Source organism: Pseudomonas sp. JL23 (assembly GCF_056933585.1).
The window spans coordinates 1,190,783-1,215,742 of the sequence record NZ_CM167795.1 but is presented as its reverse complement, the minus strand read 5'-3'; the positions used below and the strand labels follow the sequence as shown (position 1 = coordinate 1,215,742).

Here is a 24,960-nt window from a genome sequence, read left to right as displayed (position 1 = left end):
AAGGGCTTCCCTATCACGTTTTCGTTCTCTTTCATCCGTTGTGAACAACCATGACCAAGCACTATTTCGTCCGTAAAGTTGCCCTAACCTTGAGTGGTGACCGTCAAATCCATCTCTTATCACTGAGCTCCGGAATCTCCTTCAAGGCGAAACTGGATCAGCCTCTAACCTCCAACCCCGTGTTCCCTGGAATGACCTATCAGGCCAGGATTGTTAAGCGCGGTAGGGGGTTGACCATTGCCTCTATTGAGCCTGCAGATGATCCTGGCTTTATGGACTGCAAGGCGCTGGCGAATTTCGTCAGCACGCAAAATACCCTGCCCCGGCACACTCCTTCTCCGAGCCTTGGCAGATTGCTAGAAGAGGCAGCATTGCATGAGCGTTGCGCTGTGCGACAGCTACTCAATCAGGATAGGAATCAGCACAACCGATACGTCCTTGGAAGGTTTCTTGGCGAAGCGCACGCAGCTCACCTGCAGTTCGCGTGGGAGGACTACATGGACTTCCAGGGGGCTGTGAGCAGAATCATGGCGCAGGGGTTCGAACAAACCACCGCCGAGAGGATGGTGAACTGCCTACCAGAAGACGCGGAGCAACATCTCCTGTCCAATCCACTTCTAGCGCTACCGTTTCTTGAAGGAGATGAGGGCACATTCGCGGCGCATCCAGGCTTTGAAGCGGTACCTGCTTTGAAAGCGGCCATGGCTCTGCTGCGCTATCTCGAAGGGCAGTCACTCACGGGAAATACCCTTGTCGACGTGAGCAACGGCATGGGTGAGTGTTTTGCAGGAGTTGGTGGGGTTGAATTGGCTGATGCCGGGGGTGGATTTGGTGCTGAGGTCAGTGAAGGGGTGGCGGACGTAATCGAGGTCATCCAGCTCTGCGAGGCGCATGGTTGGATTGTGTCGAACGGGAGCTTGATACAGCTCGCCTCGAACTACCGTCTGCAGAGCGCAGTGCGCGATCAGCTCACTCGAATTTGCAAGCCTTTTCATCCAACTTACAGCCAGAAAGAAATCGATAATGCGTTTAATCGTTTGAGCGCGTTCACCCCTGACATGTTTGCTTACGGCATAGTGGAAGAAGTTACCCTAGCCATCAACTCGCGCGTACTTTTTGTTCGCTACGATAATATCAAGGCGGCCATTGAATTCACCCGGCAGTACTGTGCTGTCTATGAGCTCTTGACGAATGTTGATCCTACTTTGGTGACCATCGCAAGGGCCAGATGTTCGGCTTATGCAGATCAACTAGGCCACGAGCATATTCCTTTCTTTGAAATCATCGACGGAGCGCATGAGCAGGCGATTCTAGTACATCAGTTCAATCAGCTACCTCTATTCGAGATGCTTCAGTTGCTGTCGAGCCTGGGAAACGCGATTAATCTGATCGCGTTGATCGATACCGCGTTGCCGAATAACGCAGCGGTTGACCATATGACCCATTACTTTTCTGTAGTTGATATTCAGGTGCGTCAGCAAGGGAACTTACAAATCCAGAAGTGTTTCCGAGAGATAGCTGAGATTGAGGCACGAATTGAAATGGAAGATATCCAGCGCATTGCTGTGATCTGCGATTGCCCGGATCTTTCGCACTATCTGAATCGGCGTTATTGCTCAATGCCATCAGACACGAAAGTACCAAAAAAAGGCGACCTCATCCGACTCTCTCCCCTTGGTTTTAGGCAGGAGGATGATGCCTTGGTTCGCATCTTGAGTGTCAGAGCAAATGATCTTTTTATGTCTAAAGCACAGACCTTCCGGACGATCAAGGTCGAAGAGTTTTCAAAGTACTCTTGGGACGCGGGTTTTGTCCTCAGTCCGCGAGAGGCGATCGGAGTTGTGCTCCCCCCGGTGCTAGTATTCACTTCGGCAAATTCGAATTCAGGACAATCAACAAAAGGCCAGGCGTTAGTCAGGAATTTACAAATTCAAGGGGTACGCGTGATTGAGCACTGCGTATATGAGATCGAGGGATCACCGAAGCTCAGCAGCCCTGGAACACTGCAGCGGATCGTGCCATTAGTTGAATGAGTTGTCGATGTTACTGGTCGGGCATAATTGAGTTTCCGAGATCCATCCGCATACTTCAAAGTAAGAACAGAACGCCGGGATTATGCTGCCACGATGGGGCGTCTTTGAAGCCTAATACGGTCAGAAATGGGTCACAAAAAAGCTGAGTAATGGGCCCGTCTCTGCGCCAACCGAGGCGGCTTTTTGGTGTCGCAGAGAAGCATTCCGGGACGGCGTATGAGTACAGATGGGGAGTGGCAGTTTTGAAAATAGGCCATTTCGCCGTAGTCGATTTGCTGCCTGGCGATGATAGCCTATGGTTGGGGTACGAGGCTGATCAACGTCATATTCGACTCCAAGACGTCTCGGAGCGATCGTGCACCAAGGTGCACAGTGACGACTGGGCCGGAGTGCCCGGATTGCTAGGGGTTGAGCGGAGAAGACGACTACACGGCTACACGCTTGTGGGTGTTTTTGACCAATAAGGGTTCGATTCCCTTCACCCGCTCCAATTTTTCAAACGTCTCCAGCGCAGTCCACGGACATCCAATAGCGGCTGGTGACGGTCCCCGCCTTAGCAGTATCCCTGCGATTCTCCCAGCGCCTTCCAAGCTTCACGCCTCTTCTGAAAAACTTGTAACCTTTTTACATGTGCGGCAGGCCACCCTACCGATGCGTCTACATAGTCAAATACGCAGACACTGTATTCGTCCTGCATTCATACAAATGTAAGCGATCGCCACGCGATGGCTGTCGCGAAGGATCGGTTGAAGGTTTTACCCGCGCCACCGAAGCACGCTAAACCTAGGTCAGGTTCAACCCGCCATCTGACAGGAGTATCTCGCCGGTCAGGTAGTCCGAATCAATTAACATTGCTACCGCCTTTGCGATGTCGTCCGGGCTGGCGCTCCTGCGCATCGGAGCGCGAGTTCGCCACAACGCTTGGGCATCGGTCCACTCTGCGGTCAGAGGCGTATCGACCAAGCCAGGCGCCACAGCATTTACCCGGATATCGGGCCCAAGCGACACAGCGAGCAAACGGGTCATGTGATTAAGCGCAGCTTTGCTTACCGCGTAAGGGATCGAGGCGCCTTTAGGACGGACACCGGCATGCGAACTGATGTTTACGACGCTACCTGCCCGACGGTAACGGGCGGCTTCACGCAGTGCCGGCTCGGCCAGTGCGATCAGATGGAACGGCGCCACGACATTAACCTCGTTAAGCTCGCGCCACACCGCCGAACTGGCGGAGGTCAGGTCGTCATGCGCAATGACTTTACTGATACCGGCGTTATTAACCAGTACGTCGAGCTGCCCCCACTCGGCGATAGCGTCGTTAATAAGCCTGACCCTGTCAGCCTCTAAAGCAAGATCAGCCTGCACGTAAACAGCCTGCTTCATTTCGGCAGCCATAGCGCGCCCCGTATCCGCAGAACTTCGCGAATGGAGCACCACCGCATAGCCTGCCCGACTTAGCGCACGGGCAATGGCTGCACCGATACCGGAAGTGGATCCTGTAACCAACGCGACGCGTAGCACGTTATCAATTGTCGAATTGGGTTCCATAGGGATATCTCGATAGTGGTTGCCAGAGAGCCATCACCGTAGCACCAAGCGGGCAGATTCGGCGCCGGGCGATCATAAGAAATACGCTTTAGTCCCATGCCTTTTCTGTCCGCAGCCTCCCTGTTAACGCAACAAGCTCCCCACCAACCGCGCCCAAAACGACCCGCGCATAGCCTCCCCCTGAACCTGCACCAACTCCGGCAAATCCCGCACTTTCAGCCACAGCTCCCCCCGCCATCGCAGGGCGCTCATCACACCGCCCTGCCAACGCATTTCAACCGATGCCGGCCCGGCCTTTGTGCGTTCGGCATCCAGAGCGGGCAGGACGTCCTGTGCCAACCAGCGGCGCAGGGCGCGGTTTTCCGGGATGTAGTGGTGGATCAGCAAGGCGAAGACGCCGGACTCACTGATCATCAGGCATTTTTCCCAGTGCCCGCTGCTCAGCAGCCAGGCCATGCGGCGTTGATCGGCGTCGAGTTTGAGGGTGCTACGCTCACACAGGCGTATGCCCATCAGGCGGGCGATATCGATCAGCGGGAACCAGGCCTGGGCGTCCAGGGTGATGGCGCGCAGCATGCGGTGGTGGCGGATAAAGAGCGTGGGCTCGAAGGTGTCGGTGCAGGGTTGGTAGGGTATCTGGGGGTCCATAAGGGTGAGGCTCCTGAGTCGGGCCACCCGTTACGTGATTGTTTGTATAGGGGTGGCAACTGTGTGGCGGTTAGCGAACCGGCCTTAGAGCAATCACCGGTAGACTCGAAGGTCTCCGACACACAGTCACCATAACGCTCGCTTCAGGCGTGATTAGCCCAATGCAGACGGTGATGCGTGCTCAAAGTTCGGATCGCTAAATCCGGTCGCTGATTTTGCAGCGACGGCGCACCATAAATCGCTCGATCACCTCAAACAATAGGTTGGAACAAACTCGGAAATTTCACTCAAGGCGCAACGAGTTTCCTCTCGTTCACCAACATAGCATTCATGAAAAAAACACTGCTTTGCCCCGCGTTTTCACCACACCCACAGCGGTGTTTCCTACACTCAACGTCCCCAACAGGCCGTTGTATCGCTCGATGTATGACCTAGAATTAATGTACGCCATTGACGTATAGTGGGCATCGCATGATCTTCATCGAGACACCCATTTTTACATCGGACGTACGGGAGCATTTGGCCGATGAAGAGTACTGCAATTTGCAGCAGCACCTCGCGGCGCACCCTGAGTCAGGCTTGGTCATTGAGGATACCGGGGGACTACGAAAAGTCCGCTGGTCAGCACGTGGTAAGGGCAAGAGTGGTGGCGTCAGGGTGATTTACTATCACGTCGCGTCGGCGCACCAGATACGTATGATATTGATCTATCGAAAGGGGATCACGGACACCCTGACCGATAAGCAGAAGGCACAGCTTCGCTCAATCAATAAAGGATGGAAATGATGGAAAAACATCTCTTTGATCGCCTCGTGGAAAGTATGACGCAGATGGATGAGATTGATCGTGGTGAGCGTCAGCCATCACGGGAATTCCATATCGATGCAATCCAGGTAAAAAGGATTCGCCAGGCCACCGGTCTCTCTCAAGTCAATTTCGCCAAGCGAATTGATGTAGCGGTTGGCACCCTACGCAACTGGGAACAAGGCCGACGTGAGCCCGAAGGGCCCGCTCGTGCGCTACTGCGCGCCATACTCAACGACCCTGTGCATGTTCTTGCGGCTCTGAGTTGAGCTGCGCCCTTTACAGGCGTGTGGCAAGTTTTGGTTAGATTATAAATTATGGACGACTCTACGGAAGCTCAGCCAGTGAGCAAACGGATTTACATCATCGGCGCCTCTGGAGCCGGCGTTAGCACCCTGGGAGCGGCCTTGGCATTTCGGCTTCAGGCCCCGCACTTCGATGTTGATGACTATTACTGGTACCCCACCGATCCCCCCTTCGAACAGCCGCGTTCCACCACTGACAGAATCGCTCTGCTCAAGACTGATCTTGCAGTTGGCCAATGGGCGCTGTCCGGCTCCCTGGATGGCTGGGGCGACGAACTGATTCAGGACGCCGACCTGGTCGTATTTATCGATACGCCCACAGAAGTTCGAATTGAACGGCTAAAAGCGCGCGAATCTCAGCGCTATGGTGAGCGGATCCTGCCCGGTGGAGATATGCACGCCAATCACATGGCGTTCATATCGTGGGCCGCTGATTACGACCAAGGCACCCAGTTTGGCCGCAACCGCCCACGGCATGAGCGCTGGCTCGAACAGCTGGTGCTGCCGTTTATTAGGATTAATGGCGCGCTGCCAACTGAGCAGTTGCTAGAACGAGTGATGGCTGCAATTTCGGACTGACGACTGCTTCGGTGTTGCACGGAAAAACCCCAGCCTGCTGGGCTACTCCAATGAACTAATACGCCTTTTCGTGGCCAAGATGGAGACCTCATCCAACGCGCAGAGCCCGCCATGCCACGCTCAAGCCCGAAAAAAGACTTCCCCGTTGCCAATATCCGCCACTTCCTCGAGCCCGGTCCGATTGTGCTGGTCTCGTCGAAATGGCAGGGCCAGACCAATATCATGACCATGGGCTGGCATATGGTCATGGAGTTCACGCCGTCGCTGGTCGGCTGCATCATCGCGGGCGGCAATCACAGCTATGAAATGGTGCGCAATAGCGGCGAATGCGTGATCAATCTGCCAAGCGCTGAAATGGTGGATACCGTGGTCGGCATTGGTAATTGCAGCGGTGCCGAAGTGGACAAGTTTGCGCAGTTCAAGCTGAGCAAAGCCAAGGCGAGCAAAGTGGATGCACCGATGATTCGCGAGTGCCCTGCGAACTTCGAGTGCCGCCTTTATGACGACTCGATGCTGGAGCGTTACAACCTGTTTATCTTTGAAGTGGTGAAGGCCCATGTCAGCGCCGCTGCTGACGAGATCGAGTCGCTGCATTACCAAGGGATGGGGCAGTTCATGTTGTCGGGCAGGACGATTGATCGTGCCGGGTTATTCAAGCCATCCATGTTGAGCTGAGCACCTGAGGTATCGAACAAAACGTACACACTGAATTGGAATGCGATTGATGCAGGAGCTGTCGGAGGCTGCGAAAGCGGCGTATCTGATAGATCACCTTCGCAGCCTTCGGCAGCGCCTACAGGGCCCGAGTTTTCAGCGCGGCGGCGCGGTGTCAGGTTTGCTCCTCATGACAAACCGCTTCAATGTTATGCCCATCCGCGTCCCGCACAAATGCGCTGTAGTAATTAGGGTGGTAGTGAGGCCTCAGGCCCGGCGTGCCATTGTCGATGGCGCCTGCGGCCATGGCGGCCTTGTAGAAGGCGTCTACCGTGGCCCGGTTTTTTACGCGAAAGGCCACATGCATCGGTGGCTGGTTGGGGGTGCCGCCGCTGACCCAGAAGTCGGGCTTGCCGTCTTCGCCGAAGCCGGCGAAATCCTTGCTGCCGGATTGGGCGGCGGTTATTTCCAGCAGCAGTTCGTAGCCGATGGCGGCCAGTGTTGTGCTGTAGAACGCCTTGCCCTGTGCGAAGTCACTGACGATAACGCCGGTGTGGTCAATCATGAGAACCCCCTTATCAATATAACCCACTAACTAAATGCATTTTCATTGTAATGACCCAGTAGAGCCATTGATGAAGTTAAAGAACGCTCCTGTATAGATTTAATAGATGCCAACTGCCAACCCATAAATCGCAAGCCCATGGGCCAAGGTGGCGGCGAGCAGGCCCGAGCGACAATAGACGAAGCAAGCGACCCAGCCTTCCTGCACCGTAAATATCAGATCACGATCGCCCCGACGGCGTGATAGAGATCAGATAACTGAACAGTGCAGCCATCCATGAACATCATGGTCAATAACGCGATTTATTAGCCTTAAATTTTCGACCCGGGTTTCAATATTCCGGTCGCCAGGAATCAGCCTGCTATCCTCCTTGATAAACCATTGCAACATACCTCACCTGTAAACAAAGACATCACCTGAAGTCGTTATTCAAGCACTATGGTGCGGGCACGCTTGATGCTTCTGACGAGGAAAAAACATGTCGATTAGAAATGTGAACATCGCACCACGGGCCTTTATCAGCTTTGCCCTGATTGCGGCCCTGGTCGTGCTGTTGGGTGTATTTGCCCTGATGCGCATGAGTCAGATTTACAACGCGTCCACCTCGATGGCGACCAACTGGCTGCCGAGCATCGGCTACCTGGGCGACATTTCCGAAAGCACCTTGCGCTTGCGCATCACTTCGCTGCGGGTGGCGATGAACCGCGATGCAACCACCCTGACCGACACCTACAAGCGCCTCGACGAACTCAGCGACAAGCTCAAGGGTTTCCAGGGAAAATATGCCGCACTGATCGACTCCCCGGAAGAAAAAACCGAGTACGAAACCTTCAAAGGCGTATTGGCTGAATACCTGCAACTGCAAGGTCAACTGGTCGATTTTTCCCGTCAGGACAATCAGCAGGAAGTGCTGTCGCTGCTCAATAACAAGATGCGCGTCGCGTCGCTGAAGATGAGCGAGCAGATCAGCAAGCTGGTCGAGTGGAACAAATCTGCCGCCAACACTTCGGCCAGCAACGCGAAAAATCAGTACGACAGTGCATTTACCGGCGTCGTCGCGGTGATTGTGGTGACGGCGGCCTTGACCATACTGCTTGCCTGGCTGCTGACCCGAAGTATCGTCGCGCCCATCGGCAGTGTGCTCAAAGCCGCCGAAGGCATGGCCGCAGGCGATTTCACCCGCACGATTGATATTCAAGGCAAAGACGAATTGTCCCGCCTGCTGACCGCCCTGGCCGGGATGCGCAATAACCTGCGCGAGACCATCAAGCAGATTTCCAACTCGGCCCTGCAACTGGTCGACGCCTCGGAGAAACTCAGCCAGGTCACCGATCAGGCGGCCCACGGCATGCAACGCCAGAACGGTGAAATCGAGCAGGCGGTGACCGCCGTGACCGAAATGACCGCAGCCGCCGAAGAAGTGGCGCGCAATGCGGTGTCCACTTCGGAATCGTCGAAGCATTCCACCCTTGCCGCTCGCCAGGGTCGCGAGCAGGTCATGGCGACGGTCAACGCCATCAAGCGCATGAGCGAGGAAATGCAGGCGTCTACACAACTGGTAACCGGGCTGGCGACGCAGGCGCAAGACATTGGCCAGGTGCTGGATGTAATTCGCTCCGTGGCCGAGCAGACCAACCTGCTGGCACTCAATGCGGCCATTGAAGCTGCCCGTGCTGGCGAGGCTGGTCGGGGCTTTGCCGTGGTCGCCGACGAGGTCCGCGCCCTTGCCCATCGCACACAGAAGTCCACTCAGGAAATCGAGCAGATGATCAGTGCGATCCAGAGCAGCAGCGGTCAGGCTGTGGAGTCAATGCAATTGAGCAGCAGCTTCAGCCAGACCACCCTGGAAACCGCTACTGCGGCAGATACGGCTCTGGATCAGATCGCCCGGACTATTGGCCAGATCAACGAAAGCAACCTGATCATCGCCAGTGCTTCCGAAGAACAGGCCCAGGTTTCGCGGGAAGTGGATCGCAATCTGGTCAATCTGCGTGAGGTGGCGATTCAGTCCCAGGCGGGGTCGGATCAAACCCGGTCGGCGAGTCATGATCTGTCGCGCCTGGCGGCGGATTTACGCGCTACTGTGGCGAGGTTTGTGATTTAAGCCGCAAAAGCACACATTTTCTGTAGGAGCCGGGCTTGCCCGCGAAGGCATCAACGCGGTGTGTCTGATGTATCGCGTCGCCCAATTCGCGGGCAAGCCCGGCTCCCACATAACAGCGTCGACTCACTTCAAGCCTTGAGCGTTCGTTCCACCACTATCTGCGGCAAATCAGTGCGGCGCATATACACCCGCAACGGCTCGGTAATGCGCAAACGGTCGTCGATATTCTGCTCGAACAGAATGCCAAGGCGCTGACGATCCAGGCTCATCAACCCGTCATGGGCTTGGGACCAGACAAACTCGCTGGCTGGCGTGATGTCATCGTCGGCGACGTCCATGCCGAAGGAATCCTCACTGAAACGAACGATGTAATGCTGTGCCTTACGGTGATAACCGACAAAACCTTGAAGGTTGTCGGCGGCTTCGCAGATGTCGCTGGAGCTGGTTTTTATCATGGTCTGCCCTCTGGAAAAATGCGCCCGCGACCCCGCCGATCCCGGGCGCAATAAGATTCAAAGCGCCCGGCGGAAAATGCCTTCGATCTGTGCCTGATCGGCCTTGCGTGGATTGGTCAGGCCGCAGGCGTCTTTCAGCGCGTTGGCGGCGAGGATCGGGTTAGCGGCGATGGAGACGTAGGCTTCCACGGCGTGGGTCAGGGCGTCCATACCGGTGGCGGCGGTCAGCGATTTGGGCATCGCGGCCATCAGCGCCGGGTCGTTGACCGACAACAGCGGGGTGACGTTGCGGTCGACGATGGCCATTTTGATGTGGCGCACTTCGTCGGTAATGATGCAGAAACGGGTCATCTCACTGGCAGTACCCGCTGTGGTGTTGATAGCGATCAGCGGCAACTGGGGCTTTTGCGAGCGATCCACGCCTTCGTAATCGCTGATATGACCGCCGTTGGTGGCGACCAGGGCGATGCCCTTGGCGCAATCATGGGGCGAGCCGCCCCCCAGGGAGATAACGAAGTCGCAGCGATGAGCAGCCAGCATCTCCAGGCCTTTCTCGACATTGCCCACAGTCGGGTTGGGCCGCGCGCCGTCATAGACCACCGAATCGATGCCCTGCTCTACCAGCAGCCCGGCAATCTGCTGCGCCAGCCCGGCTTTGGCCAGGCCGGCATCGGTGACGATCAGGGCCTTGAGATAACCATATTTGCGAATCGCCTCCATGGCTTCGTCAAGGCAATCGATGCCCATCATGTTCACGGGGGGAATGAAAAAGGTGCTGCTCATGACTGATCCTCATCGCTACGCTGCTGTCGGCCCGGCCGGGAAGTTTTCCTAGCATCGGCGTTGCAGCCGCACAGTGACTTGATCCAGAGCAACGAATCAGGGCATGACCAGACTCGTCGTGCCGTGGGGCCCTCCCGCCCCTGTACGGGTGGCCTCATCCGGACAATGGGAGTAATGCAGGACATCCATGTTGAACTTCGACAAGAGTGCCGAGGGTTGACGGACATCGTCGAAATAGAAAGTGTAGAAAATACCCATGCCCGGCTTACAGATACTCTCCCGTTCGGCGACTAATCGAACATCGGTATAGGTCCACCAGCGCTCCACCGAACAGTTCATGACATTGACCGTATCGAGCATTCGACACTTACCGCCGGGGGTACGGAACAAGGCTTCAAGCTCGTCACGACGTTTGCCCCGCAAGATCTCTTCGGACAGCTCGCGGCCCTTGCTGAGGTTGCTCGACAGGTGCCGCGTATTACCCCGAATCGCCTTGACCACATCGGTAAAAACATCCTGCTGCATCTTGGAATAATCATGCCGTGCAACCGGCGCGACGGTGCATGCAGTGAGGCTGAAAAATGCCAGTACGGCTCCCGTTAACTTGTGCATATTGACCCTGAACTCCTTGGCTGGCGGGTTGAATACATTTGCTGGACAACAGCAAAACTCTGCCCGACAGGCACACAGCTGCCCATCCCGACAGATGTCGGAATATCGCGCCAACGCGCTATTTAGAGGTGGCAATTAAATATTTAAGAAGGCTCTTACAAACTGTACGGACGATTCTGTCAGCAACTGTCATTTCAGCCGGCAAGGCTTTGTGGCTAGATTCCTTGTTCCTCTTTCTGACATAACAAAAAACGAGCTTTAATCATGTCTTCCCGTGAAAACACCGGCATGGTCCTGGGCCTGCTGGGCGTAGTGATCTTCAGCCTTACCCTGCCCATGACCCGCATCGTCGTGCATGAAGTAAACCCCTTGCTCAATGGCCTGGGCCGCGCCCTGTTTGCGGCGGTTCCAGCGGCGGCGCTATTACTGTGGCGTCGTGAAAAATGGCCGAACCGGGCGCAACTCAAAGGACTGTGCCTGGTGATCCTCGGCGTGATCATCGGCTTCCCGGTACTGTCGTCGTGGGCCATGCAGAGCCTGCCCGCCTCCCACGGCGCCCTGGTCAACGGGCTGCAACCGCTGTTCGTGGCGATCTATGCGGCGTGGCTGTCCCACGAACGGCCGTCAAAAGCCTTCTGGGCCTGTGCGGCATTGGGCAGTGCATTGGTACTGGGCTATGCGGTGATCAGCGGTGCGGGCAGCATTCAGACCGGCGACCTATTGATGGTGGCTTCCGTGGCCATCGGCGGCCTGGGTTATGCCGAGGGCGGACGCCTGGCCAAGGAACTGGGCGGCTGGCAAGTGATCTGCTGGGCACTGGTGCTGTCTGCCCCGCTGTTGCTGGGGCCGGTGCTGTACCTGGCGTCGCAGCATCAGGGCCCGATCTCCAGCGGCGCCTGGTGGGCTTTCGCCTATGTGGCGATGTTCTCCCAGTTCATCGGTTTCTTTGCCTGGTACGCCGGGCTGGCCATGGGCGGTATTTCCCGGGTCAGCCAGGTCCAACTGCTGCAGATCTTCTTCACCATGGCGTTTTCAGGGCTGTTCTTCGGTGAACATATCGAGCCCATCACCTGGATCTTCGCCGTGGGCGTGATCATCACCGTGATTCTTGGGCGCAAGACCACGGTCATTGCACCCAAGCCGGTCAGCCAGACAATTTAAGCGGCGTCGCCAAGAAATCCATCGGCCAGGAGCAGGCTTTCCAGACACTGCTCCTGAATGCCGTAAAAGGTTTTCAACTCCTGGATCCGCGCCAGCAACTCGGCAGGCTTGGCCGGCTCGGCGCGTTTCACCGCCAGGATCATCTTGTTCTTGTTGGTGTGCTCCAACGAAATGAACTCGAAAACCTTGGTTTCATAGCCACAGGCTTCCAGCAATAACGCGCGCAGGCTGTCGGTGACCATCTCGGCCTGCTGGCCCATATGCAGGCCGTATTGCAGCATCGGACGCAACAGGCTCGGGCTCTGGATCTGCAGGCGAATCTGTTTGTGGCAGCACGGCGAGCACATGATGATCGACGCCCCGGAACGAATGCCCATGTGAATGGCGTAATCGGTGGCGATATCGCAGGCGTGCAGGGCGATCATCACGTCGAGGGCGCTGGGCGCGACGCTGCGCACGTCGCCGTGCTGGAAATCCAGGCCCGGATGCTCAAGTCGGGCGGCTGCGGCATTGCACAGGGTCACCATGTCTTCGCGCAGTTCGACACCAGTCACCTGACCTTCGGCGCTCAGGGTGTTGCGCAGGTAGTCATGGATGGCAAAGGTCAGGTAGCCCTTGCCCGAACCGAAGTCCGCCACTTTGATCGGCTGATCCAGCTGCAACGGCGAGGACGTCAGGGCGTGGGAAAACACCTCGATGAACTTGTTGATCTGCTTCCACTTGCGCGACATCGCCGGAATCAGCTCATGCTGTTTATTGGTCACGCCCAGGTCGATCAGGAACGGACGGGTCAGTTCCAGATAGCGTTTCTTCTCTCGATCATGCCCGGCCGACGGCGCTTCGCGAAGTTGCTGCGCCTTGCTGGTGAACAGCGTGCTCTTGCCCTTCTTGCCGAACTCCAGCTGCACTTCTTCGGTGAGAGAGAGCAAGTGGGCGTTCTTGAACGACTCCGGCAGCAGCCCGGCAATCATCTGCATGGCTTCGGCCAAGGGCAGGTTTTTGGTGATATCGCGGGTCTTGTAGCGATACACGAAGGACAGGCAGGGCTGCTGTTTGATGGTGGTCGGCTTGATGATCAGCCGTTGCAGTTCGGCCTCGGTGCCGACATAGCGGGCCAGCACCAGCTTGATAAAGGCGTTTTGCGACAGACTGGTGTCCAGCAGGTCGAGAAATTGCGCACGATGATCCGGCGCGGACTGAACAGCAGAATCGGGTGTGGCCGACATGACGAGGTGCCTCTGGCGTCCCGGTGGGGACAGAGAAAATGACAGGCGGGTATTCTAAGCCCTGAGCAACACTGCGGGTCACCAATATTTGCCGGGGAAGCCCCTGACTGCAGCCTCCCCTACCCGACCGAAAGAAATCTCCCACATCAAATAATCGGAATACCCTTCAATCTCAGACTACAAAGCAAAGTTGTCATACTCAAGATAATCACTATATTAAATCTCGCCACCCACGAACAACTTACCGCCAACACACAGCACAACGACACACTTGGACATTTCTCACGTACAGGAAGTACTACACCATGCAAAGAAAATATGTAACTGCCGAGCAAGAAGACTACATACGAATCGCTACAAAACCCCTCGAGTACCTGACGGTTGCCATGGAGGACAAAAGCAATGGCGGTCGTGACTCAGCACTGATTCTGACCAAAGAAGACATTATCAAGATCAAACGTTATGAAAAACACAGTCTCAACCTGCCCATTACACTCAGCCAGCTTGAGAATTCGCTTGGTTTTAAAAAAAGCGATATTCCGGGGCTTGAGCCCGCAGACATGCTGCTGGTTTACCAGGATATCAACAATCACGCCCGTACCTGGGCAGACATTGAAAAAGGAATAAAAGACACAGGCCATGATATTGATTCATTTGCCCATAGCTTTACAACGCTGGGCAAAAGTATTATCAACATCATTGACAGAATGGACATCTATCAACAGTTAAATTTAACGGTCGGTACATTGTCACTGGAGAACATTCAGGGCATGAAACCAACGCCACTTAAAGGTACTGATCTGGCCATCGCGACCAAACTTTCGAGTATTCTGAGCGACAGGGCGAAGGCCATAGCCACCTATCAGCAAAATACCGAAGAACTTGTTAGCAAGACAACGACATTCTCCAAGGCCCTGGCTGAGCGGCTTATACCGGACATGCAGCGTAAAGCGGAGTTGGCGAGCAAGGCCAACCTCGATCAGCAAGTAAAGGAACTGGAACAGGATATTGCGCAACTCTCCGAGGCCATCAACCAGAAAACCAAAGAATTCTCCCAGGCAAAGAACAATATTGCCTGGGGCGGTTTCGGCGGCCCGATCGGTGTCGCCATTACCGGTGGAATATTTGGCAGTCAGGCAGAGAAGGCCCGTAAAGACAAAAACAAGCTGATCGCTGAAAAAAACTCCAAAACTGAGGTACTTAATAAAAAGCTTCCATTAGCCGCAGCGATGCGCAGCCTTGAAATTCATTTCGAGGATATGAATTTCCGCATGGAGGACGCCGAACAAAGTTCGGCCAACCTGCGAGATATGTGGACCGTACTGGGAAAATACATCAGCAACTCCGCTGACACTCTGGCGAAAATTACCGACGATAAAACGCTGCTTGAGTTTGTCATTGAGTTCAGGGATGTCATCCACCCATGGGAAAATATAAAAGGAATAACAAACGAACTTCTACGCTTATTCGAAAGCGCCATTGCCCAGTATAAATTAGAGCAGACCCAACAACCATAAGGATATGAAATGAACACAACGGACACTCAAGCACGCTTCACACTTATTCCTCCAGACATGACTGTCATGAGCTCCACAAAGAGGTTACTAAATAATCACACCACCTCACTGAAGCTAGAGTTTCTACCCGTCATGGCAGAAAAACTGCCTCGTTTGCAACTTGTTTTCAGTACTGCAGACAGTGTATTTAAAGACAAGCTGAGCAGCCTCCTCACGATATTGAACACCACTGATCTTTCATACGTGGATAGTGCGCAACAAAGGGTGGATGCCGATGGCAGGCTTACCGAGGAGCAAAGAAACCAGGCCACGCAGTTACTGAACGGCCAACGCACTCGTATCGTCGCTGGAGCGATTGCGAGTATTGAAAGCAGCGCTACGGCGATTGCCCGAAGCACCGACGATCTCAGTCAGATCAACCTGGACCTCACCGACAGCAGCTTGCGCACCACCTTACAGCGACAGGTAGATGCGTTGACCCAACGCGACACCGATTTGAATCTGCGATTGAGCGAAGTCACTGAAGATCGACGTGCACTGGATGAGACGATAACAGCCCTTGAGAAGCTCACGACTCTGGACCACCTGCAGGACCTGGTGCCGACCGCCGAGGAACTGGTTGCGCTAGGAGCAAAAACGCCAGATGTAGCGCTGATACAAGCGGGCCTGGACAGGCTTGCCAAGATACTCGGCAAGGTGAACAGCGCACTGACCTACCGAGATCTGACCGAGCAGCGCGACAAACTGCGAGCCCGCTACAACGACCTGCTCAACGAGTCCCGGGAGCTGCGCAAAGAAGTCAGGAAGCTTACCGACCATCTGGGTGAGCTGACGACATTGGCCAGCGTTGAGCAGAATAAAAATGTCTGGGTTCAAGAGTCGCGCAAACTTTATCGATCCCTCTATGACTTCCTGGACGCTCACGATCTGGAGGCTCAAATGGCACCGGCATTCAGCCAGAGCCTGAAGCAGCTCAAGACCTACGTCAGTTCGTTCTTCGACGTCCGCCGTATCCCGTAAAACCGGTCTGCGCTTACACAGGTGCCCGACCGGAGTCGGGCGCCTGTCAAATCCTTAGAACTTGACCTGCGGCACTTTATCCCCATCGGCACTGGTCGCCTCGAAGGTAGGACGCAGTTGCAGATCGCTGTACATCATGCGATGCCACAGGCTGCCGGGAAAGGTGCGGAGTTCCGTGTTATAGCGCGCCACGGCGGCGATAAAGTCGCGGCGGGCGACGCTGATGCGATTTTCCGTACCTTCAAGCTGAGATTGCAGGGCGAGGAAGTTCTGATTGGATTTCAGGTCCGGATAACGCTCCGAGACCACCATCAACCGGCTCAACGCACCGCTCAACTGGCTCTGGGCTTCCTGGAACTGCTTGAGCTGTTCAGGATTGTTCAGGGTATTGCCATCGATCTGGATCGAGGTGGCCTTTGCCCGAGCCTGAACCACGGCAGTCAGGGTTTCCTGTTCCTGTTTCGCATACGCCTTGACCGTTTCCACCAGATTGGGGATCAGGTCGCTGCGCCGCTGGTACTGGTTCTGCACCTGAGCCCACGCCGCCTTGGCCTGCTCGTCGTAGGTCGGGATGTTGTTGATCCCGCACCCGGCCAGCACGGTACTCAACAGCATAAGCAGGCTGGTGGCCCAGGTATAACGACGGCCCCTGAAATGTTCACAGCGTTGGATTTGCATCTTGTATTTCTCTCCCCGTTACATTTTGACATCTGCCGATCGTCGTCACTTTAGCCAAAACAACAGATCCCCGGCATAATCCGTCGCCAACACTGGCTACCCGGCGCGCAATCGGCTAAAACACGCTGCGCTGAGAACCTGGCACGGATAAAGAGTTCAGCGGTCCAACGACCCGGAACAACAATAAATACCAAAGGTTTAACCCTAATAATCGGCTGTCCAGCATTCGACGTCAGTTACTGGCCTATGCCTTGAGAAAATCATTCATGAATAAACTGTGTGTACTCGGTCTTCTGGTCAGCCTGGCCAGCCAGTCGGTTTTGGCCGACAACAATGCCAACGGCACCGCAGCTGCGACGTTGCAAGGCAAGAACGCTTTTATCACTAATCTGATGAAGCAAATGACCCTCGACGAGAAAATCGGCCAATTGCGTCTGATCAGTATCAGTTCCGAGATGCCACAGCCCAAGATTCTCAAGGAAATCGCCGCAGGCCGGATCGGCGGCACCTTCAACTCCGTCGTGCGCCGGGAAAACCGTCCGATGCAGGACGCCGCTGTCGTACAAAGCCGCCTGAAGATCCCGATGTTCTTCGCTTATGACGTGATCCACGGCCACCGCACTATTTTCCCGATTCCCCTGGGCATGGCGGCCAGCTGGGACATGGACGCGATTGCCAAGACCGGTCGTATTTCCGCCATCGAGGCCAGTTCCGACAGCCTGGACATGACCTTCGCGCCAATGGTCGACATCTCCCGTGACGCGCGCTGGGGCCGCAGCTCCGAAGGCTTTGGCGAGGACACCTACCTGGTCTCGCGCATTGCTGACACCATGACCCGCTCTTTCCAGAACAACAACCTTGCCGCACCCGACAGCCTCATGGCAGTGGTCAAGCACTTCGCCCTGTATGGCGCCGTCGAAGGCGGTCGCGACTACAACAGCGTCGACATGAGCCCGCTGCGCATGCAGCAGGATTACCTGCCGCCGTATCACGCCTCGATCAAGGCCGGCGCCGGGGGCGTGATGATCGCCCTGAACTCCATCAATGGCGTGCCTGCCACCGCCAGCACCTGGCTGTTGCAGGACCTGCTGCGCAAGGACTGGGGCTTCAAGGGCGTGACCGTCAGTGACCACGGTGCGATCAAGGAACTGATTGAACACGGCGTCGCCAAGGACTACCGCGAAGCGGCCAAGCTGGCGATCAAGGCCGGCGTGGACCTGAGCATGAATGACCAGGCCTACGGCAACGAACTGCCAGGTCTGGTCAAGGATGGCGAAGTGTCGATGCAGGAAATCGACAGCGCCGTGCGCGAAGTACTGGGCGCCAAGTGGGACATGGGCCTGTTCGCCGACCCATACCGCCGCATCGGCGTCGCCTCCCAGGACCCGGTCGACACTGCCGCCGACAGCCGCCTGCATCGCGCAGAAGCCCGCGACGTCGCGCGCAAGACCCTGGTGCTGCTGTCCAACAAAAACCAGACCCTGCCATTGAAGAAACAAGGCACCATCGCCGTGATCGGCAGCCTGGCCCAGAGCAAGCTGGACATGCTCGGCAGCTGGTCGGCCCGTGGTGTGCCTGATCAAGCGGTAACTGTCTTCGAAGGCCTGGCCAATGCCGTCGGCGACAAAGCCAAGCTGCTGTATGCCCGCGGCGCCAACGTCAGCGACAACCCGGAAACCCTCGAATACCTGAACTTCATCGAGCATGAAGTCGAAGTTGATCCGCGCTCTGCTGACGACATGATTGCCGAAGCCGTGAAGACTGCGCAGCAGGCTGACGTCGTAGTGGCCGTGGTCGGTGAATCCCGTGGCATGTCCCATGAGTCGGCCAGCCGTTCGACCCTGAACCTGCCGGGCCGTCAGCAGGACCTGGTCAAGGCCCTGAAAGCCACCGGCAAACCGGTGGTACTGGTACTGATGAACGGTCGCCCGCTGGTCCTGGGTGATGAGCTGGCAGGCACCGATGCCATGCTGGAAACCTGGTTCCCCGGCACCGAAGGCGGCAACGCCGTAGCCGACGTGCTGTTCGGCGACTACAACCCGTCCGGCAAGCTGGCCGTGTCTTTCCCGCGTTCCATCGGGCAACTGCCGGTCTATTACAACCACCTGAACACCGGTCGCCCTTTCATCGAAGGCAAACCCGGCAACTACACCTCGCACTACTTCGAGGAGCCCAACGGCCCGCTGTTCCCGTTCGGCTATGGCTTGAGCTACACCCAGTTCGACGTTTCGGACGTCAGCCTGTCGGCCAAGGACATGTCCCGCACCGGCCACCTGACCGCCAGCGTCAAGGTCAAGAACACCGGCAAGGTCGCCGGTGCTACCGTGGTTCAGCTGTACCTGCACGACGTCGCCGCGTCGGTGAGCCAGCCGGTCAAGCAACTGAAGAACTTCGAGAAGATCACCCTGCAACCGGGTGAAGAGAAAGTCGTCAGCTTTACCCTGAGCGAAGACGATCTGAAGTTCTACAACCAGGCGATGCAACGGGTTGCCGAGCCGGGCGCGTTCGATGTGATGATCGGCCTGGATTCGGCCACGGTGAAAAAGGCCAGTTTCAATCTGTTGTAACGGTCTGCGCCGTGTCCCCTGACACGGCGCTGTCGCGCGACAACCACAGGACTAATGTGGGACCGGCTTTAGCCGGGAAGACGTCTTTGCTGATCATGCACATGCAGCGGCTGTACTGACCCTTTCCCGGCTAAAGCCGGTCCCACAGCAACCTACGAGCCCTCAGGTCCGCTCTGACAATGCCGTCGATCCCCCGTCCCCTGCGCATCTCGCTCTATACCCTGCTGATCCTGGCTGGCGCCCTGCTGGCCGCAGGCGTAGCCATGCAGCAGGCACGCCAGCAGGCCCTGGCCGACGATGCCGCGCAGGCGGGTCAGCAGTTGTCGCTGTATGCCAACAGCCTGCACACCCTGATTGAACGTTACCGCGCCCTGCCCGCCGTGCTGGCTCTGGACCCGGAACTGCGTGATGCCGTCAGCGCACCGATCAATGCCGAACAGCAACTGGCGCTCAATCAGAAACTGGAGCGCATCAACGATGCCGCCCATTCATCCACTCTGCAGCTGATCGACCGGGATGGCCTGGCCATCGGCGCCAGCAACTGGCAACTACCCAGTAGTTATGTAGGAAACAACTACGGCTTCCGCCCGTACTTTCTGCAAACCCAGGCCAAGGGCAGCGGACGTTTTTATGCCGTCGGTGTGACCAGTGGCATACCTGGTTATTTCCTTTCCAGCGCCGTGCTGGACAATGCCAACCAGTTCATTGGCGCCATGGTGGTCAAGCTGGAGTTTCCCGAACTTGAGCACGAGTGGGCGCAGAGTAACGACCTGCTGCTGATCAGCGATGCCAAGGGCATTGTCTTCCTGGCCAACCAGCCCGGCTGGAATTACCGGGAGTTACTGCCGATCTCGGCCACCGATCGCGCCGAACTGGCCGCCACCCGGCAATACGACAAGCACCCGCTGCAGCCCCTGTCGCGCCAGACCCTGCGTGAGTTCGGCGAACACGGCCAGTTGACCCGGGTCGACGGCCCGGACGGCAAGACCGACTACCTGTGGCAGTCGCTGCCTCTGGCCGCCGAAAACTGGACCCTGCACCTGTTGCGCAAGCCGCGCCTGGCTGACGATGAAACCCGCAATGCCGGGCTTGCCGCAGCGGGAGTGTGGCTGACGCTGGTGTTCCTCGGGCTGTTCCTTTATCAACGCTGGCGCCTGGCGCGGATCCGCGAGCGCAGTCGTGACGAGCTGGAACGTCTGGTCGAGGAACGTACCCAGGCGCTGAAAACCGCCCAGGACGGTCTGGTGCAATCGACCAAGCTGGCGGCGCTGGGGCAGATGTCTGCGGCCCTGGCCCACGAAATCAACCAGCCTTTGACCGCCCAACGCATGCAACTGGCCAGCCTGCGCCTGCTGCTGCAACAGGGCCGCCTCGATGCCGCCGACAAGGCCTTGAGCGCCCTGGATCAGCAACTGATGCGCATGGCCGGGCTGACCGGACACCTCAAGACCTTCGCCCGCAAAAGCCCCGGCGGCCTGCGCGAGCGTCTGGAATTGGCCGCCGTGGTCGATCAGGCCATGCTGCTGCTCGATGCCCGCCTGCGCGATGAAGACGTCACCTGCGTATTGCATCTGGCTCGCCCGGCCTGGGTCCGCGGCGATGCGATCCGCCTGGAACAGGTGCTGATCAACCTGCTGCGCAACGCCCTGGACGCCATGCACGACAAACCGCTCAAGCGTCTTGAGGTGCGTATCGAAGCCCAGGCCGAGCGCTGGCAGATCAGCGTGCGCGACAGTGGCGGCGGTATTGCGCCGGAACATCTGGGCCAAGTATTCGATCCGTTCTTCACCACCAAACCGGTGGGCGAAGGGCTGGGCCTTGGCCTGGCGGTGTCATACGCCATCGTTCATGAGTTGGGCGGGCACCTGTCGGTCGAGAATGACGACCTGGGCGCGGTGTTTTGCTTTAGCCTGCACAACGACACCCTGGAAGCGGAACCTGCACAGTGAACTCAGTCATAGTAGTGGACGACGAAGCGCCGATTCGCGAAGCGGTCGAGCAATGGCTGAGCCTGTCCGGTTTCGACGTGCAGGTCTTCAGCCGCGCCGAGGATTGTCTGGCACAGTTGCCGGAGCATTTCCCCGGCGTGATCCTCAGCGATGTGCGCATGCCGGGCATGAGCGGCCTGGAGCTGCTGGCCCAGGTACAGGCGCGTGATGCCGACCTGCCGTTGATCCTGCTTACCGGCCACGGCGACGTACCTATGGCTGTGGAAGCCATGCGTGATGGCGCCTATGACTTCCTGGAAAAACCCTTCGGCCCCGAAGCGCTGATCATCAATTTGCGCAGGGCTTTGGAAAAACGTCGACTGGTTCTGGAAAACCGTCGCCTGCACGAACAGGCCGACACCCGCACTCAACTCGAAGCCACCCTGCTCGGCGTATCTCCAGCCCTGCAGGCCCTGCGCCGCCAGGTCCTGGACTTGTCGCAGTTGCCGGTCAATGTGTTGATCCGCGGCGAAACCGGCAGCGGCAAGGAACTGGTCGCCCGTTGCCTGCATGATATGGGCCCCCGCGCCGACAAGCCCTTCGTCGCCCTGAACTGCGCAGCCATCCCTGAGCAACTGTTCGAGGCGGAGTTGTTCGGTCACGAAAGCGGTGCCTTTACCGGGGCCCAGGGACGGCGCATCGGTAAGCTGGAGTACGCCAGCGGCGGCACCCTGTTTCTCGATGAGATCGAAAGCATGCCCCTGGCCCAGCAGGTCAAGCTATTGCGAGTGCTGCAGGACCAGCGCCTTGAACGTCTGGGCTCGAACCAGAGCCTGACGGTAGACCTGCGCATCATCGCCGCGACCAAGCCCGACCTGCTGGAAGAAGCCCGGGCCGGGCGCTTTCGCGAAGACCTCGCCTACCGCCTGAACGTCGCCGAACTGCGCCTGCCGCCCTTGCGCGAGCGCCGTGAAGACATCCCCCTGCTGTTCAGCCATTTCGCCCGCACCGCCGCCGAACGCCTGGGCCGACCGGTGCCAGAGCTGAGCGGCCAGCAACTTGGACAACTGCTTGGCAGCGACTGGCCCGGCAATGTCCGGGAACTGGCCAACGCCGCCGAACGCCAGATCCTCGGCCTCGGCACCCCCGTTGCCGATCTGCCCCAGGCCGGGCAATCCCTGGCCGCTCAGCAAGAAGCCTTCGAAGCCCACTGCCTGCGCTCGGCCCTGAGCCGGCACAAGGGCGACATCAAGGCGGTGCTCAACGAACTGCAGCTGCCACGCCGCACCTTGAACGAGAAGATGCAGCGCCATGGGTTGTTGCGCGAGATGTTTACCTGATATCAGCCAAGCAGCGGGCGTGGCTTGCCCGCGAAGAGGCCATTACATCCGATAAAAGTCTGGCGGCAGAACCACCGCCTTCGCGGGCAAGCCTCGCTCCCACGCCAGCAGCAAGACATCGGCGACATTCCGCTCACGACGTCGCTGGCGATAGGCGGATTCCCGCTTACAAAACCTCTAAACCCCCTCTAAACCGGGCCTTTCAGGTCTGGCACAGCTCCTGCTATAGCCCTTTCAAGGCTGCCTCGAAGCAGCCCACTCTAAAAACAATGATTGAAAGGAACATGATGGATACCTCACAGACTCTTCCGACAGCAGCGGTCGGCACGCCTGCCGCTGAAAAAACCACTGCCAGCCGAATCAAATCCATTTTCAGCGGCTCGGTCGGCAACATGGTCGAGTGGTACGACTGGTACGTCTACGCCGCCTTCTCCCTGTACTTCGCCAAAGCCTTCTTCCCCAAGGGCGACAGTACCGCCCAATTGCTCAACACCGCAGCGATCTTTGCCGTCGGCTTTCTGATGCGCCCGATAGGTGGCTGGCTCATGGGCCTGTATGCCGATCGCAAGGGCCGCAAGGCTGCGCTGATGGCATCGGTACTGCTGATGTGCTTCGGTTCGCTGGTCATCGCCCTGACTCCCAGCTACGAAACCATCGGTGTCGGTGCGCCGATCCTGCTGGTACTGGCGCGCCTGATGCAAGGTTTGTCGGTGGGTGGCGAATACGGCACCTCGGCCACTTATCTCAGCGAGATGGCGACCAAGGAACGTCGCGGCTTCTACTCCAGCTTCCAGTACGTGACCCTGATCTCCGGTCAGCTCATCGCCCTGGCGGTACTGATCGTACTGCAACAGTTCCTCACTACTGAGGAGCTGTATGCCTGGGGCTGGCGTATCCCGTTCGTGATCGGTGCCCTGTGTGCGGTGATCGCGCTGTTCCTGCGTCGCGGCATGGAAGAGACCGAGTCCTTCACCCGTAAACAGGAAAAGGAAAAGCCCAAGACCAGCCTGATGCGTACCCTGCTTCAGCACCCTAAAGAGCTGATGACCGTGGTCGGCCTGACCATGGGCGGCACCCTGGCTTTCTATACGTACACCACCTATATGCAGAAATACCTGGTGAACACCGTCGGCATGAGCATCACCGACTCCACCAGCATTTCCGCCGCCACGCTGTTCCTGTTCATGCTGCTGCAACCGGTGGTGGGCGCACTCTCGGACAAGATCGGCCGTCGTCCGATCCTGATCGCCTTTGGTGTACTGGGTACCCTGTGCACCGTGCCGATCCTGACGGCGCTGCACACCGTGCAGAGTTGGTGGGGCGCGTTCTTCCTGATCATGGCCGCTCTGATCATTGTCAGCGGCTATACCTCGATCAACGCCGTGGTTAAAGCCGAACTGTTCCCGACAGAAATTCGTGCCCTGGGCGTAGGTTTGCCCTATGCCCTGACGGTGTCGATCTTCGGCGGCTCGGCGGAATTCATTGCCCTGAAGTTCAAGGAAGCAGGGATCGAGACCGGCTACTACTGGTACGTCACGGCCTGCATCGCCTGCTCGCTGCTGGTGTACGTGTTCATGAAGGACACCCGTAAGCACTCGCGCATCGATACCAACTAGGCAAAAACCGCGATTCATCGTGGTGCAAAAAACGCCAGCCAACTCTGTTGACTGGCGTTTTTTTTTGGAAAAGTGCATATCATAGAAAATATGTCAACTGAAAAAAACCTCACATATAAACAAAAACGCACCAAAGCAGAACAAGAACGAATAAGGCGCCCGAAATCCGGGCCCTGTAGAGAACTATCATTTTCAGCGATGATCGTTAGCAACCTTATTAACTTCTGCTTAATCCGTGGGCGCGTAACATTCACTCCATACCTAGCGACAAACATATTTCTAGCGGTGGAGTAACTACCATGAAAACCAACAAACTGATCTTCGGTCTTGCCTTCTCTCTTCTGGCATCGAGCGCATTCGCTCTGCCAACCGTAGTCGCTGAAGGCGGCTCGGCTCACACCAACGCTCGTCACGTTTCGCTTGATGTTGACCACGTAGGCGCTGCAAGTCTGGCTGCTGACGGCGCTGACCGCGTCGGTGCTAATCGTCAAGCCGCTGATGGCGCTGACCACATCGGTGCCAATCGTCTGGCCGCTGATGGTGCTGACCGTGTCGGTGCTAATCGTCAAGCCGCTGATGGTGCTGACCACATCGGTGCCAATCGTCTGGCCGCTGATGGTGCTGATCGCGTAGGCGCAAATCGTCAAGCTGCTGATGGTGCTGACCACATCGGCGCCAACCGTCTAGCTGCTGACGGCGCTGACCGTGTAGGCGCAAATCGTCAAGCCGCTGATGGTGCTGACCATATCGGTGCCAATCGTCTGGCTGCTGATGGCGCTGATCGCGTCGGTGCAAACCGCGTAAGCTGATCGTTCAGCGA

At 57.2% G+C, this 24,960-nt stretch carries 21 protein-coding genes and 2 pseudogenes; 15 read left to right on the top strand and 8 right to left on the bottom strand.

Features of this window, described 5'->3' with window-relative positions; all coding sequences use genetic code 11:
• Positions 1 to 50: 50 nt before the first annotated feature.
• Positions 51 to 2,033, top strand: coding sequence for a hypothetical protein (locus AC1Z24_RS05750; RefSeq protein WP_483744884.1), 1,983 nt, complete (start codon positions 51 to 53; stop codon positions 2,031 to 2,033).
• Positions 2,034 to 2,816: 783 nt separating this feature from the next.
• Here AC1Z24_RS05750 and AC1Z24_RS05745 read toward each other — a convergent pair.
• Positions 2,817 to 3,578 (bottom strand): SDR family NAD(P)-dependent oxidoreductase, encoded by a 762-nt coding sequence (locus AC1Z24_RS05745; protein ID WP_483744883.1) that lies wholly within the window; start codon positions 3,576 to 3,578, stop codon positions 2,817 to 2,819.
• Positions 3,579 to 3,701: 123 nt separating this feature from the next.
• Positions 3,702 to 4,226, bottom strand: a complete 525-nt coding sequence (locus AC1Z24_RS05740) for a BRO-N domain-containing protein (protein WP_483744882.1) — start codon at positions 4,224 to 4,226, stop codon at positions 3,702 to 3,704.
• A gap of 471 nt (positions 4,227 to 4,697) precedes the next feature.
• Here AC1Z24_RS05740 and AC1Z24_RS05735 point away from each other — a divergent pair, with 471 nt between their 5' ends.
• The 4 genes from AC1Z24_RS05735 to AC1Z24_RS05720 all read left to right on the top strand — a co-directional run bounded on the left by AC1Z24_RS05735 (position 4,698) and on the right by AC1Z24_RS05720 (position 6,589).
• Positions 4,698 to 5,012, top strand: coding sequence for a hypothetical protein (locus AC1Z24_RS05735; RefSeq protein WP_483744881.1), 315 nt, complete (start codon positions 4,698 to 4,700; stop codon positions 5,010 to 5,012).
• On the top strand, positions 5,012 to 5,299 hold the full coding sequence (locus AC1Z24_RS05730; protein ID WP_483744880.1) for a helix-turn-helix domain-containing protein: 288 nt from the start codon (positions 5,012 to 5,014) through the stop codon (positions 5,297 to 5,299). The genes AC1Z24_RS05735 and AC1Z24_RS05730 overlap by 1 nt, the downstream gene beginning before the upstream one ends.
• 48 nt (positions 5,300 to 5,347) lie before the next feature.
• Positions 5,348 to 5,914 carry a P-loop NTPase family protein gene (locus tag AC1Z24_RS05725; RefSeq protein WP_483744879.1) on the top strand — a complete coding sequence of 189 codons (567 nt, stop codon included), beginning with the start codon at positions 5,348 to 5,350 and terminating at the stop codon, positions 5,912 to 5,914.
• Between the two features lie 111 nt (positions 5,915 to 6,025).
• Positions 6,026 to 6,589: a flavin reductase family protein gene (locus tag AC1Z24_RS05720; RefSeq protein ID WP_483744878.1), complete on the top strand. Its 564-nt coding sequence runs from the start codon at positions 6,026 to 6,028 to the stop codon at positions 6,587 to 6,589.
• Between the two features lie 154 nt (positions 6,590 to 6,743).
• Here AC1Z24_RS05720 and AC1Z24_RS05715 read toward each other — a convergent pair whose 3' ends face one another.
• Positions 6,744 to 7,133 carry a VOC family protein gene (locus AC1Z24_RS05715; protein ID WP_483744877.1) on the bottom strand — a complete coding sequence of 130 codons (390 nt, stop codon included), beginning with the start codon at positions 7,131 to 7,133 and terminating at the stop codon, positions 6,744 to 6,746.
• Between the two features lie 478 nt (positions 7,134 to 7,611).
• On the opposite strand from AC1Z24_RS05715, the pseudogene AC1Z24_RS05710 reads away from it, so the two are divergent.
• Positions 7,612 to 8,334, top strand: a pseudogene (locus tag AC1Z24_RS05710) (MCP four helix bundle domain-containing protein); the annotation flags it as partial.
• 39 nt (positions 8,335 to 8,373) lie between these two features.
• Entirely contained in the window at positions 8,374 to 9,237 is an 864-nt protein-coding gene (locus tag AC1Z24_RS05705) for a methyl-accepting chemotaxis protein (RefSeq protein ID WP_483746538.1), read from the top strand.
• A gap of 128 nt (positions 9,238 to 9,365) precedes the next feature.
• On the opposite strand, the gene AC1Z24_RS05700 is transcribed toward AC1Z24_RS05705, so the two are convergent.
• The 3 genes and pseudogenes from AC1Z24_RS05700 to AC1Z24_RS05690 form a co-directional block, all read right to left on the bottom strand.
• Positions 9,366 to 9,689 (bottom strand): DUF2025 family protein, encoded by a 324-nt coding sequence (locus AC1Z24_RS05700; protein WP_483746537.1) that lies wholly within the window; start codon positions 9,687 to 9,689, stop codon positions 9,366 to 9,368.
• Positions 9,690 to 9,824: 135 nt separating this feature from the next.
• A pseudogene (locus tag AC1Z24_RS05695) lies at positions 9,825 to 10,475 on the bottom strand (iron-containing alcohol dehydrogenase); the annotation flags it as partial.
• Positions 10,476 to 10,571: 96 nt separating this feature from the next.
• Complete coding sequence (locus tag AC1Z24_RS05690; RefSeq protein WP_483744876.1) at positions 10,572 to 11,087, bottom strand: hypothetical protein; 516 nt, start codon at positions 11,085 to 11,087, stop codon at positions 10,572 to 10,574.
• Positions 11,088 to 11,351: 264 nt separating this feature from the next.
• Between AC1Z24_RS05690 and AC1Z24_RS05685 the strand changes: the two genes are divergently transcribed.
• Entirely contained in the window at positions 11,352 to 12,248 is an 897-nt protein-coding gene (locus AC1Z24_RS05685) for a DMT family transporter (RefSeq protein ID WP_483744875.1), read from the top strand.
• Here AC1Z24_RS05685 and AC1Z24_RS05680 read toward each other — a convergent pair.
• Positions 12,245 to 13,474, bottom strand: coding sequence for a class I SAM-dependent methyltransferase (locus AC1Z24_RS05680; protein ID WP_483744874.1), 1,230 nt, complete (start codon positions 13,472 to 13,474; stop codon positions 12,245 to 12,247). The two genes, AC1Z24_RS05685 and AC1Z24_RS05680, sit on opposite strands and share 4 nt — an antisense overlap.
• A gap of 305 nt (positions 13,475 to 13,779) precedes the next feature.
• Between AC1Z24_RS05680 and AC1Z24_RS05675 the strand changes: the two genes are divergently transcribed.
• Positions 13,780 to 14,991 carry an alpha-xenorhabdolysin family binary toxin subunit A gene (locus AC1Z24_RS05675; protein WP_483744873.1) on the top strand — a complete coding sequence of 404 codons (1,212 nt, stop codon included), beginning with the start codon at positions 13,780 to 13,782 and terminating at the stop codon, positions 14,989 to 14,991.
• Positions 14,992 to 15,000: 9 nt separating this feature from the next.
• Positions 15,001 to 16,011, top strand: a complete 1,011-nt coding sequence (locus tag AC1Z24_RS05670; protein WP_483744872.1) for an alpha-xenorhabdolysin family binary toxin subunit B — start codon at positions 15,001 to 15,003, stop codon at positions 16,009 to 16,011.
• A gap of 54 nt (positions 16,012 to 16,065) precedes the next feature.
• Here AC1Z24_RS05670 and AC1Z24_RS05665 read toward each other — a convergent pair whose 3' ends face one another.
• A complete protein-coding gene (locus tag AC1Z24_RS05665) occupies positions 16,066 to 16,689 on the bottom strand; it encodes a LemA family protein (RefSeq protein ID WP_483744871.1) in 624 nt (207 codons plus the stop codon).
• A 266-nt stretch (positions 16,690 to 16,955) separates the two neighbouring features.
• Here AC1Z24_RS05665 and bglX point away from each other — a divergent pair, with 266 nt between their 5' ends.
• The 5 genes from bglX (at position 16,956) to AC1Z24_RS05640 (ending at position 24,949) form a co-directional block, all read left to right on the top strand.
• On the top strand, positions 16,956 to 19,256 hold the full coding sequence (bglX, locus tag AC1Z24_RS05660; RefSeq protein WP_483744870.1) for a beta-glucosidase BglX: 2,301 nt from the start codon (positions 16,956 to 16,958) through the stop codon (positions 19,254 to 19,256).
• A gap of 179 nt (positions 19,257 to 19,435) precedes the next feature.
• A complete protein-coding gene (locus AC1Z24_RS05655; protein WP_483744869.1) occupies positions 19,436 to 21,205 on the top strand; it encodes a sensor histidine kinase in 1,770 nt (589 codons plus the stop codon).
• On the top strand, positions 21,202 to 22,524 hold the full coding sequence (locus AC1Z24_RS05650) for a sigma-54-dependent transcriptional regulator (protein ID WP_483744868.1): 1,323 nt from the start codon (positions 21,202 to 21,204) through the stop codon (positions 22,522 to 22,524). Before AC1Z24_RS05655 ends, AC1Z24_RS05650 begins: the two co-directional genes overlap by 4 nt.
• 287 nt (positions 22,525 to 22,811) lie before the next feature.
• A complete protein-coding gene (locus tag AC1Z24_RS05645) occupies positions 22,812 to 24,140 on the top strand; it encodes an MFS transporter (protein WP_483746536.1) in 1,329 nt (442 codons plus the stop codon).
• 299 nt (positions 24,141 to 24,439) lie between these two features.
• Positions 24,440 to 24,949 (top strand): hypothetical protein, encoded by a 510-nt coding sequence (locus AC1Z24_RS05640; RefSeq protein WP_483744867.1) that lies wholly within the window; start codon positions 24,440 to 24,442, stop codon positions 24,947 to 24,949.
• Positions 24,950 to 24,960 lie beyond the last annotated feature (11 nt).